Origin of the sequence: Micromonospora humi, from assembly GCF_900090105.1 — a bacterium.
GTDB lineage: Bacteria > Actinomycetota > Actinomycetes > Mycobacteriales > Micromonosporaceae > Micromonospora > Micromonospora humi.
This window is the reverse complement of the sequence record NZ_FMDM01000002.1, coordinates 126262-139033: the sequence shown is the minus strand read 5'-3', so window position 1 is coordinate 139033 and position 12772 is coordinate 126262. Positions and strand designations below refer to the sequence as shown.

General features: G+C 74.9%; 3 protein-coding genes. All 3 read left to right on the top strand.

Features of this window, described 5'->3' with window-relative positions; genetic code table 11:
• Positions 1-30 precede the first annotated feature (30 nt).
• Genes GA0070213_RS03705 through GA0070213_RS03695 form a run of 3 tightly spaced genes read left to right on the top strand, consistent with a single transcriptional unit; the run spans position 31 to position 12772 of the window.
• Positions 31-999, top strand: a complete 969-nt coding sequence (locus tag GA0070213_RS03705) for a ferritin-like domain-containing protein (protein ID WP_091057176.1) — start codon at positions 31-33, stop codon at positions 997-999.
• Between the two features lie 11 nt (positions 1000-1010).
• Positions 1011-7748 (top strand): non-ribosomal peptide synthetase, encoded by a 6738-nt coding sequence (locus tag GA0070213_RS03700; protein WP_091058491.1) that lies wholly within the window; start codon positions 1011-1013, stop codon positions 7746-7748.
• Complete coding sequence (locus GA0070213_RS03695) at positions 7745-12772, top strand: non-ribosomal peptide synthetase (protein ID WP_091057173.1); 5028 nt, start codon at positions 7745-7747, stop codon at positions 12770-12772. Before GA0070213_RS03700 ends, GA0070213_RS03695 begins: the two co-directional genes overlap by 4 nt.

Genomic DNA, 12772 nt, shown 5'->3' with positions numbered 1-12772 from the left:
TCTTGTGTTGTTCGTCGGTACCTTGGGCGCATGTCTGGTCTGTCGGTCACCACGCCCGTGCCGGCTCGGCTGACGTGGCGGTACGAGTCCGAGATGCCTCGGGTGCTCGCCCTCTACGAGCGGGCCAAGAGCGCGCAGTGGAACGCCACCACGGACGTGGACTGGTCGATCCCGGTGCCGTTCGGCGAGCCGTTGCCCGACGACTCGGCGTTCGCCATGGCGTCCTTCGAGGCGTCCCCACTGGCCGCGCGCGGGCGCCCGATGTGGGACACGTTCCGCTGGGAGCTGCAGTCCTGGATGGTCAGCCAGTTCCTGCACGGCGAGCAGGGCGCGCTGGTGGTCGCCGCCCGCCTGGTCGAGGTGGTGCCCGACCTGGACAGCAAGTACTACGCGGCCAGTCAGGCCGCCGACGAGGCACGGCACGTCGAGGCGTTCTCGCGCTATCTGCGGGAGAAGGTACCGGACCCGTACCCGATCAACCCGGCGTTGGCCGAGCTGCTGGAGGACCTGCTGTCCGACGCGCGCTGGGACATCACCGCGCTGGGCATGCAGATCATCGTCGAGGCGCTGGCGATGGCCGCGTTCCGGTTGGCCAACAGCACCTTCCACGACCGCCTCATCTGTGACATCACCCGGCTGGTGGCCCGCGACGAGGCCCGGCACGTCTCCTTCGGGGTGCTGTCGCTGGAGGGCATCTACGCGCAGATGACGAGCGCCGAGCGGGCCGACCGGGAGGAGATGGTGCTGGAGTCGGCGAGCCTGATGCGCCGCCGCTTCCTGCTCGAGGACGTGTGGGAGCGCATCGAGGTCGACCGCGACGAGGGCGTCGACTTCGCCGCGCACAACGAGCTGATGATCAAGTATCGGCAGGCCATCTTCGCCCGGGTGGTCACCGCCCTGGCCAACATCGGCCTGCTGACCCCCCGGGTCCGCTCGGGGCTGGAACGCCTCGACCTCATCGGGTTCGCCGACCGCTCGATCCGCCTACCTCGCGCCTGACCGGAGTGGACATGCCAGTGCTGACCACGCTGACCCTCGACGGCATGTGCGACGACGTCGCCGAGCTGCTCGACGAGCCGGTGTCGCCCGACGACGACCTGCTCGAACGCGGTCTCGACTCGATCGGCCTGATGCGGCTGGCGGCGCGGTGGTCGACCGCCGGCGCGGACCTCACGTTCGGCCGGCTCATCGAGCACCGCAGCGTACGGCAGTGGCACGCCCTGGCGCACGCGGCCGGCGGCGACGCGACGCCCGCGCCGGCCGACGACGAGCAGGTCGACCCGACCGCGCCGTTCGCGCTGGCGACCATGCAGCACGCGTACTGGGTCGGACGCGCCGGGGACCAGGCCCTCGGCGGGGTGGGCGCGCACTTCTACAACGAGTTCGACGGACGGCACGTGGACGCGGCGCGGCTGGAGCGCGCGGTGCGGGCGCTGGTGCGCCGGCACGACATGCTCCGGGCGCGGTTCCTCGACGACGGTCGCCAGCAGATCACCCCGGACGGCGGGTGGGCCGGCCTGACCGTGCACGACCTGCGCGACCTCACCCCGGCCGACCGGGACCGGCGCCTCGCCGAGCTGCGTGACACGCTGTCGCACCGCAGCCTGCGGGTGGACCGGGGCGAGGTGTTCGACATCCGGCTCTCCCTGCTGCCCGAGGGCCGCACGCGGATCCACGTCGAGATCGAGATGCTGGTCGCCGACGCGCACAGCTTCCGGGTGCTCCTGGCCGACCTGGCCGCCCTCTACGACCGCCCGGACTCACCGCTGCCCCCGATCGACTACAGCTACCCGCGTTACCTCGCCGTGCACGCCCGCCGCCGGGAGGCCGCGCGGGAGGCCGCGTCCGCCTACTGGCGGGAACGGCTGCCGGACCTGCCCGGCGGGCCCGAGTTGCCGGTCGCGGTGGCGCCCGAGCGGGTGAGCGGGCACCGGGTGACCCGCCACCACCACTGGTTGTCCGGCACCGACCGGGACCGTCTCGCCGCACGCGCCCGGGAGCACGGCGTCACCCTGCCGATGGTGTTCCTGACCGCGTTCGCCGAGGTGCTGGCCGCCTGGAGCAGCCGGCAGCGTTTCCTGCTCAACCTGCCGTTGTACGACCGCACGCCGTACCACCCGGACGTGCCGCTGCTCAGTGGTGACTTCACCAACCTGCTGCTGCTGGAGGTCGACGCTACCGACGAGGTGCCGTTCGTCGACCGCGCCCGCCGGTTGCACGAGCAGTTCACCCGCGACGTCGCGCACGGCGCGTACTCCGGGGTGGACGTGCTGCGCGACCTGGCGCGGCACCGCGCGGACCGGGCGGTGCTCGCGCCGGTGGTCTTCACCAGCGCGCTGAGCCTCGGTGAGCTGTTCGGCGCGGACGTGCGGACGTGCTTCGGCGAACCGGTGTGGACCAGCTCGCAGACCCCGCAGGTGTGGCTGGACAACCAGGTCACCGAGCGCGAGGGCGGCCTGTACCTGAACTGGGACGTGGTGGCGGAGCTGTTCCCGCCCGGTGTCTCGGAGGCGATGTTCGACGCGTACGTCGGGTTGTTGCGTGCCCTGGTGGACGGGGACTGGTCGGCGTCGGTGGGGTTGCCGGCGGCGCAGCGGGCGGTGCGGGTGCGGGTGAACGACACCGCCGCCGAGTTGCCGGTGGGTCTGTTGCACGAGGGGTTCTTCGGGTGGGCGGCGCGGGAGCCGGGCCGGACGGCCGTGCTGGGTGACGGCGTGTTGGTGTCCTACGGGGAGCTGGCCGAGCGGTCGTTGCGGCTGGCCGGTGCGCTGGTCCGGGCCGGGGTCGGTGTCGGTGACGCGGTCGGGGTGTGCCTGCCCAAGGGCGTGGACCAGATCGCCGCGGTCCTCGCGGTGCTGGCCGCGGGCGGCGTGTACGTGCCGGTGGGCGTGGACCAGCCGGCCGCCCGCCGGGACCGCATCCTGAGCCGGGCCGGCGCCAAGGTGCTGATCCGGGCCCACCACGACGGCCCGGGCGGCAGCGGCTCGCCCGCGCCGGTCGGACCGGTGGCGGGCGGGGTGCGGCCCGACGGCGACAGCGTGCCCCCTGCCGTCGGACCGGTGGCAGGGGACACCGGACCCGACGGTGGGCCGGCGGCCGGGGGCACGGGACCCGACGGTGGGCCGGCGGCCGGGGGCACGGGACCCGACGGTGAGCTGGGGCCCGGCGGGGACGGTGGGCCGGCGCTGGAGCGGCCGGTGCGGGTCGACCCGGCGGCACTGGCGTATGTGATCTTCACGTCGGGGTCGACGGGGGAACCCAAGGGCGTCGAGGTGTCGCACGCCGCCGCGATGAACACCATCGAGGCGATCCGCCGGCGCTACGACGTCGACGCCGACGACCGGGTGCTCGCGGTGTCCGCACTGGACTTCGACCTGTCGGTGTTCGACCTCTTCGGCCTGCTCGGCGCCGGCGGCGCGCTGGTCGTCGTGACCGAGGAACAACGCCGCGACGCCCGCGCCTGGCTACGCCTCGCGAACGAACATCAGGTCACCGTCTGGCAGTCGGTGCCGGCGTTGCTGGACATGCTGCTCACCGCCGCCGAGGCCGACGGCGCGACCACCCACCTGCGGCTCGCGCTGCTCGGCGGCGACTGGGTGGGGTTGGACCTGGCGGCCCGGCTGACCGCGCTGCGCCCGCACGCTCGGCTGGTCGCCCTGGGCGGCACGACCGAGACGGCGATCCACTCCACCGTCGTCGAGGTGGGCGAGGTGCCGGCGCACTGGCGGTCGATCCCGTACGGCCGTCCGCTGCCGAACCAGCGCTGCCGGGTGGTGGACGGGCGGGGCCGGGACTGCCCGGACTGGGTGCCGGGCGAGCTGTGGATCGGCGGGGCCGGAGTGGCCGCCGGCTACCGGGGCGACCCGCAACGCACCGCCGAACGCTTCGTCACCCACGACGGCACCCGCTGGTACCGCACCGGCGACCTCGGCCGCTACTGGCCCGACGGCACCCTGGAATTCCTCGGCCGCACCGACCACCAGGTCAAGATCCGCGGCCACCGCATCGAACTCGGCGAGATCGACACCGCCCTGCACCAGCACCCCGCCGTCCGCGACGCGGTCACCGTGGCGGTCGGCGCGAGCACCCGCCGGCTCGCCGCCGCCGTCACCGTCCACCACCACGTCGACGTCGACGACCTGCGTGCCTTCCTCGCCGACCGGCTGCCCGCGTACATGGTCCCGGAGCACATCGCGGTCCTCGACGAACTGCCGCTGAGCGGCAATGGCAAGATCGACCGGCGGACGCTGGCCGAGCGGCTGGCCGACCGCGCCGACCGGCCCACCGAACTCCAACCGCCGGTCGGCCCGGTGGAGACGGCCCTGGCCGCGGTCTGGGCCGAACTGCTCGACGTGCCGGCCGTCGGTCGTACGGACAGCTTCTTCGCCCTGGGCGGAGACAGCCTGCTCGCCACCCGCCTGCTCGGCCGGATGCGGGCGGCCGGTCTGGCCGGCGGGCAGCTGCGGCAGCTCTTCGCCGCGCCGACACTGAGCGGGTTCGCCGCCGGCCTGCGGCTGGAGCGCGGCGCCGACGCGACCGCCACGCTCACCGCGGACCTCGCCCACCGGCACGATCCGTTCCCGCTCACCGACGTGCAGCGGGCGTACTGGATCGGGCGCACCGGCGACTTCGCGCTCGGCGAGGTGGGCTCGCACTGGTACTGGGAGTTCGACGGCGCGGACGTCGACCTCGACCGGCTCGCCACGGCGTGGAACCGGCTGGTGCGCCGGCACGAGATGCTGCGCGCGGTCATCGACCCGGACGGGCGACAACGCATCCAGGCCGAGGTGCCCGAGGTCAGGATCCCGGTCACCGAGGGCGGCGCGGCGCTCGCCGACCTGCGTGACCGGCTGTCGCACCGCGTCGCCGATCCGACCCGCTGGCCGCTGGTGGCCGTCGAGGCGGTCCGGTACGGCGAGAACCGGGTCCGGCTGGCGTTCAGCTTCGACTACATCGTGCTCGACGCGCTGAGCATCGTCACCGTCTTCGCCGAGCTGTCCGCCCTCTACGCCGACCTGGACGCGCCGCTGCACCCGATCGGGGTGTCCTTCCGGGACTACGTGCTGCACGCCCAGCCCGACGAGGCCACCGTCGCGGAGGACCGGCGCTACTGGTCGACGCAGGCGGCCGAGCTGCCGCCCGCGCCGCAGTTGCCGCTGGCGGTCGACCCGGACCGGGTCCGCGCGCCCCGGTTCGTCCGGCACGAGGGACGCCTCGACCCCGCCCGGTGGAGCGCACTGGTGGCCACCGCCCGTACCCACGGCGTGAGCCCGGCCGCGGTCCTCGCCACCGCGTACGCCGAGGTGCTCTCGGCGTGGAGCGGCCGGGGAGACCTCACGCTCAACCTGACCCTGTTCGACCGCCGTGAGGTCCACCCGGACATCGACCACGTGTTGGGCGACTTCACGTCGCTGCTGCTCGTGCCGCACCGGCCCACTGCCGGCGACGACTTCCTGACCCTGGTCCGCCGCCTGCAGGAGCGGATGTGGGACGGCATGGAGCACCACGGCGTGTCCGCTCTCTGGGTGCTGCGGGAGATCGCCCGCCGCACCGGGGCCTCCGCGGCGACCATGCCGGTGGTCTTCACCAGCGCGCTCGGCATCAGCGACGAGCTGGTCAGCATGGACCTGCCGTTCGGCGAGCAGATCTGGGGTGCCTCGCAGACCCCGCAGGTGTGGCTGGACAACCAGGTCATGGAGCGCGACGGCGGCCTGCTCGTGAACTGGGACCTGGTGGCGGAGCTGTTCCCGCCCGGTGTCTCGGAGGCGATGTTCGACGCCTATCTGGAGGTGCTGCGCGCTCTGGCGCGGGGGGACTGGTCGCGGGCGGTGCCGGTGGGGTTGCCCGCGGCGCAGCGGGCGGTGCGGGAGCGGGTGAACGACACCGCCTGCGAGTTGCCGATGGGCGTGTTGCACGAGGGGTTCTTCGGGTGGGCGGCGCGGGAGCCGGGCCGGACGGCGGTGTGCGGCGACGGCGTCGCGGTGTCCTACGGGGAGCTGGCCGAGCGGTCGTTGCGGCTGGCCGGTGCGCTGGTCCGGGCCGGGGTCGGGGTCGGTGACGCGGTCGGGGTGTGCCTGCCCAAGGGCGTGGACCAGATCGCCGCGGTCCTCGCGGTGCTGGCCGCCGGGGGCGTGTACGTGCCGGTGGGTGTGGACCAGCCGGCCGCCCGCCGGGACCGCATCCTGAGCCGGGCCGGCGCCAAGATGCTGATCCGCCACGGTAGCGGCGCGCCCGCGCTGGTCGGACCGGTGGCCGGGGGCACGGGACCCGACGGCGGACCGGTGGCCGGGGGGATGGAACCCGACGGCGGACCGGTGGCAGGAGACACCGGACCCGACGGTGGGCCGGCGGCCGGTGAGCTGGGGCCGGACGGGGACGGTGGGCCGGCGCTGGAGCGGCCGGTGCGGGTCGACCCGACGTCGCCGGCGTATGTGATCTTCACGTCGGGGTCGACGGGGGAGCCCAAGGGCGTCGAGGTGTCGCACGCCGCCGCGGTCAACACCATCGAGGCGATCCGCCGACGCTACGACATCGACGCCGACGACCGCGTGCTCGCGGTGTCCGCACTGGACTTCGACCTGTCGGTGTTCGACCTCTTCGGCCTGCTCGGCGCCGGCGGCGCGCTGGTCGTCGTGACCGAGGAACAACGCCGCGACGCCCGCGTCTGGCTGCGCCTGGCCACCGACCACCACGTCACACTCTGGAACACCGTGCCGGCGCTGCTCGACATGCTGCTCACCGCCGCCGGCGACGAACCCCTGACGGCGCTGCGGCTCGCGCTCGTCTCCGGCGACTGGGTGGGGCTGGACCTGCGGGACCGGTTGACCGCCTGCCGGCCCGGCGCGCGGCTCGTCGCGCTCGGCGGGGCCACCGAGGCGGCGATCTGGTCGAACGCGTGCGAGGTGCACGAGGTGCCGGCGCACTGGCGGTCCGTCCCGTACGGGCACCCGCTGCCCAACCAGCGCTACCGGGTGGTGGACGGGCGGGGCCGGGACTGCCCGGACTGGGTGCCGGGCGAGCTGTGGATCGGCGGGGCCGGAGTAGCCGCCGGCTACCGGGGCGACCCGCAACGCACCGCCGAACGCTTCGTCACCCACGACGGCACCCGCTGGTACCGCACCGGCGACCTCGGCCGCTACTGGCCCGACGGCACCCTGGAATTCCTCGGCCGCACCGACCACCAGGTCAAGATCCGCGGCCACCGCATCGAACTCGGCGAGATCGAGGCCGCGTTGCTGCACCACCCCGCCGTGCGGGAGACCGTCGCCGTCGCGGTCGGCGGCACCACCCGCCGCCTCGCCGCAGCCGTCACCGTCCACCAGGCCCTGGACCTCGACGACCTGCACACCCACCTCGCCGACCGGCTGCCCGCGTACATGATCCCCGAGCACGTCACGGTCCTCGACGAGTTGCCGCTGACCGCCAACGGCAAGGTCGACCGTGGCGCGGTGGCCCGGCTGATCGCCACCGGCGACGGCGCCCCGCCCGACGAGCCGCCCCGGCCCGGGCTGGAGACCGAACTCGGCGCGCTCTGGGCCGAGCTGCTGGGCTGCCCGACGCCCGGCCGCAACCGCAACTTCTTCGGCCTCGGCGGGGACAGCCTGCTCGCCACCCGCCTGCTGGCGGTGCTGCGCGACCGCTACGGCGTCGACCTGCCGATGCGCGGGCTGTTCGACCGACCCACCATCGCGGACCTGGCCAGCGCCGTGCAGGACGCCGCCGGCGCGTACGAGGAAGGGGCGATATGACCGGGCAGGACCTTCTCGCCGAACTGGCCGAACTCGGTGTCCGACTCTGGGAGGAGGACGGCCAGCTCCGCTTCCGCGCCCCGGCCGGCGTCCTGACCGAGCAGCGGCGGGCCGCGCTGCGCCGGCACCGGGAGGAGGTGCTGGCCGCGGTGCGCGACGCCGCCGTCCCCGCCGCCGTGCCGCACCCCGAGCAGCGGTACGAGCCGTTCCCGCTCACCGACGTGCAGAGCGCCTACCTGCTCGGGCGCGGTGACACGTTCGCCTACGGCGGGGTCGGCTGCCACGGCTACGGCGAGCTGGGCTTCGCCGACCTCGACGTGGACCGGCTGGCACACGCCTGGCGGGAGGTGGTCGCCCGGCACGACATGCTCCGCGCCGTGGTCGACCGCGACGGCTCCCAGCAGGTCCGCCCGGACGTCCCGCCGTACCGGATCGAGGTCCGCGACGCGGACGCGGACGGCTTCGCCGACGCGGTCGCCGCCACCCGGGCCGAGCTGGACCACATGCGCTACGACCCGCAACGGTGGCCGCTGTTCACGCTGCGGGTGACCCGGAGCCCTCAGCGCAGCGTGCTGCACTTCTCGATCGACTTCCTGGTCTGCGACTTCGTCAGCATCAACCTGCTCCTCGACGAGCTGGGCCGCCGCTACGCCGGTGACCCGCCCGCCGAGGACCTGGAACTGACCTTCCGGGACCACCTGCTGGCCACCGCGCCGCTGCGCGACGGACCCCGCCGCGACGCCGACCGGGACTGGTGGCTGGCCCGCCTCGACGACCTGCCGCCCGCGCCGGAGCTGCCGCTGCGCCCCGACGCGCTCGCCGCAGCGCCCCGGTTCCGCCGCCTCGACCTGCGCCTCGACGCGGCCGAGTGGGCCGGGCTGCGGCAGCGCGCCGGCCGGCACGGCGTCACCCCGTCCGGCGCGGTGCTCGCCGCGTACGCCGAGGTGATCGCCGCCTGGAGCACCCACCCGCGCTTCTGCGTCGACGTCACCCTGCTCGACCGCACGCCGACACACCCGCAGGTGGACCGGATCGTCGGCGACTTCACCTCGGTCAGCCTGCTCGCCGTCGAACAGGAACCGGACGCACCGGTGCAGGAGCGGGCCAAGCGTCTGCAGGCGCAGCTCTGGTCCGACCTGGACCACCGCCGGTTCTCCGGCGTGGACGTGCTGCGCGAGGTGGCCCGGCGGCGGGGACCCGACGCCGCGCTCATGCCGGTGGTGTTCACCAGCGCGATCGGGCTCGGCGGCGACACCGGGGTGGAGGGATTCGGCGAGCTGGGCTACGGCATCAGCCAGACGCCGCAGGTCTGGATCGACTGCCAGAACATCGAACGCGCGGGCGGGCTCGCCACCAACTGGGACGTGCGCGACGGCGTCTTCCCCGACGGCGTCGTCGACGAGATGTTCGCCGCGTACACGGCGCTGCTGCGCCGGCTGGCCGGCACCGACGAGGCGTGGGAGGAGATCGCCCCGGTCGCGCTGCCGGCCGCGAGCGCCCGCCGGCGGGCCGAGGTCAACGACACCGCCGCGCCGCTGCCCGACGGCCTGCTGCACGAGGGCGTAATCGCGCAGACGTTGCGCACCCCGGACCGGGTCGCCGTGGTGGCGCCGGACGCGACACTGACCTATCGGCAGCTCACCGGGCGGGCGAGCGCGGTGGCCGCCCGGCTGACCGGGGCCGGCTGCCGCCCCGGCGACCTGGTCGCGGTGGTCGCCGACAAGGGCTGGCGTCAGGTCGTCGCGGTGTTCGGCGCGCTGCTCGCCGGCGCGGCGTACGTGCCGATCGACACCAACCAGCCGCCGGCGCGCCGCGACCTGATCCTCGGCGGCGCGGGCGTGCGCCTCGTGCTCACCGAGACCGGCCGCGCGGACGGCGGCTGGCCGGAGCGCGTCGAGGTGATCACCGTGGACGACTGCGACGGTCCCGCGCCGGCCGCCCTGCCGGCACGCCTGGTCGGGCCCGACGACCTCGCGTACGTCATCCACACGTCCGGCTCCACCGGCACCCCGAAAGGCGTGATGATCACGCACCGGGCGGCGTTGAACACGGTCGTCGACATCAACACCCGCTTCGACGTGACAGCCGACGACCGGGTCCTCGGCCTGGCCGGTCTCGGCTTCGACCTGTCCGTCTACGACCTGTTCGGGCCGCCGGCCCTCGGCGCCGCCCTGGTGCTGCCCGCCCCCGATCGGCGCGGCGACCCCACCCACTGGGCGGACCTGGTGACCGGCCACGAGGTGACGCTCTGGAACTCGGTGCCGGCGCAGTTGCAGATGCTCGCCGACTACCTCGCCGCCGCGCCGACGGTGCGCACACCGTCGCTGCGCCTGGCGCTGCTCAGCGGCGACTGGATCCCGGTGACCCTGCCGGAGCAGATCCGCGGCCTGGTGCCCGGCCTGGCCGTGGTCAGCCTGGGCGGCGCGACCGAGGCGGCGATCTGGTCGATCATCCACCCGGTCGGCGCGGTCGACCCGACCTGGCGCAGCATCCCGTACGGCGTGCCGCTGGCCAACCAGAGCTGGCACGTACGCGACTCCGGACTGCGGGACCGCCCCGACTGGGTCACCGGCGAGCTCTACATCGGCGGCGCCGGGCTGGCGTCGGGCTACCTCGGCGACGCCGAGCGCACCGCCGAACGGTTCGTCACCGACCCGGCCACCGGGCAACTGCTGTACCGCACCGGCGACCTGGGCCGCTACCGGCCCGACGGGGTGATCGAGTTCCTCGGCCGGGAGGACCACCAGGTCAAGATCCGGGGCCACCGGATCGAGCTGGCCGAGGTGGAGTCCGCGCTGCTCGCCCATCCCGCCGTGGGCGCGGCGGTCGCCGTGGTGGACGGGGACCGTCCGTTGGAGCGCCGGCTGGCCGCCGTCGTCCAGCCGGCCGCCGTGGCGCCCGGCCCGGCCTCGGCCGTCGACCCGGCCGGACCCGCCACCGCCGGCACCGCCGTGGTCGCCGGCACCGACCTGGACGGGTACGCGGCGTACCTGCACGACCTGGACCGCCTCGGCCTGGCCGCCATGCTGGACACGCTGCGCGCCGCCGGCCTGTTCCTCGACGACCGCCCGCACCCGCTCACCGAGGTGTACGCGGCCACCGGTGTCGCGCCCCGGCACCGCCGGCTGCTGCGACGCTGGCTGCGGGCACTCACCGACTCCGACGTGCTGCGGCGCGACGACGACGCGTACCGGCTGGTGGAGACGCTGTCGCCGACGGGGCGCGGGTGGGACGCGGCGGCGCGACGGGCGGCGGAGGTGGGGGAGGCACCGGAGCTGGTGCGCTACTTCCAGGGCAGCGCCGCGGCGCTGCCGGCGCTGCTGCGCGACGACGAGGACCCGCTGGCGCTGCTCTTCCCCGCCGGGGAGCTGGCCGTGTCGGACAACCTCTACGCCGGCGCGCTGTTCAACAGGTGGGCCAACGCGGTCGCCGCGGCGACCGTGCGGGCGCTCGTCGAACGGTTGCCCGGCCCGGTGCGGATCGTCGAGGTCGGCGCCGGGTCCGGCGGCACCACGGCGGCCGTCCTCGACGCGCTCGACGGGCTGGACGTCGACTACCTCTACACCGACCTGTCCGGGTTCTTCGTCGAGGCCGGCCGGCAGCGCTTCGGCGACCGGCCGGGCCTGCGCTTCGCCGCGCTGGACCTCGACGCCGACCCGGCCGGGCAGGGCCTCGCGCCCAACAGCGCCGACCTGGTGATCGCCGGTGACGTGCTGCACGCCACCCGGGACGTGCCCGCGACACTGGCCCGGCTGCGGGGGATCCTCGCTCCGGGCGGGCATCTGGTGCTGCTGGAGATGACCCGCGAGCACTACCAGATCATGACGTCGCTGGAGCTGCTGGTGCGCCTCGACGACGAACTGGGGGACTTCGCCGACCTGCGCCGCGGCACCGACCGGACGTTCCTCGACGCCGACGAGTGGCGGGGCCTGCTCACCGGGGCGGGCGCCGCGCCGGTGCTGGACCTGCCCGCGCCCGACGACCCGATGGCCGGGCTCGGGATGCGGATCATCGCGGCCCGGGTCAAGGCGGACCGGCTTCGGGTGGTGCCGGACGAGCTGCGGGCGCACCTGGCCGACCGGCTGCCCGACTACATGGTGCCGACCGTGGTGCAGGTGCTCGACGAGTTGCCCCGCACCGCCAACGGCAAGCTGGACCGCGCCGCCGTACGCCAGGTGGTGGCGGCCTCGACGGCCGGTCCGGAGACCGGCGGCGCCGCGCCGAGCGCCGGGCTGGAGGAGGAGATCGCGGCCGTCTGGGCGGACGTGCTGCGGGTCGACCGGGTCGGCCGGGACGCCGACTTCTTCGCGCTGGGCGGTGACTCGCTGCTCGCCGCGAAGCTCGCCGGCCAGCTCGCCGAGCGGGTGCCGGCCGCGGCCGGGGTCTTCTTCGACGAGCTGCTGCGGACCATCCTCGAACACCCGACCGTCGGCGCGCTGGCCGGACGGCTGGCGGCCACGGCCGGGCCCGCCGCACCGGAGGACGAGCCGGACGACGGCGCGGTGGAGACGACCCGGCTCGCCGGTGACGGCCCGCCCCGGTACGTGCTGGTGCACGACGGCAGCGGCCGGCTCGACGGGTACGCCGGTCTGCCCGCCCCGCTGGCCGCCGGCGGCCCGGTGTGGGGCGTGACCGACGGCGCCCTGCACCGCTACGCCGGCCTGGACCCGGCGCCGCTGGTGCAGCGGCTCGCCGCCGACTACGCCGCCGACCTGACCGGGCACCTGGCGGGGGAGCCGCTGACCGTGGTGGGCCGGGGCGAGGCCGGCGTGCTGGCGCTGGAGCTGGCCCGCCAGCTCACCGAGTCCGGGGTGGACGTGACCGGGCTGGCGGTCGTCGACCCGGTGCCCGGCGACGCGTACGCCAGCTCGCCGTACGCCGGGGACGTGACGCTGCTCTGTGCGGGCGAGCCGGACCCGGACGGCGTGGCGTGGTGGCGCGAGGTGTGTCTCGGCGAGCTGACCGTGGCCCGGGTGCCGGACGACCCGTCCGGGTGGGCCGACGCGATCGCCGGGGAGGGCTGA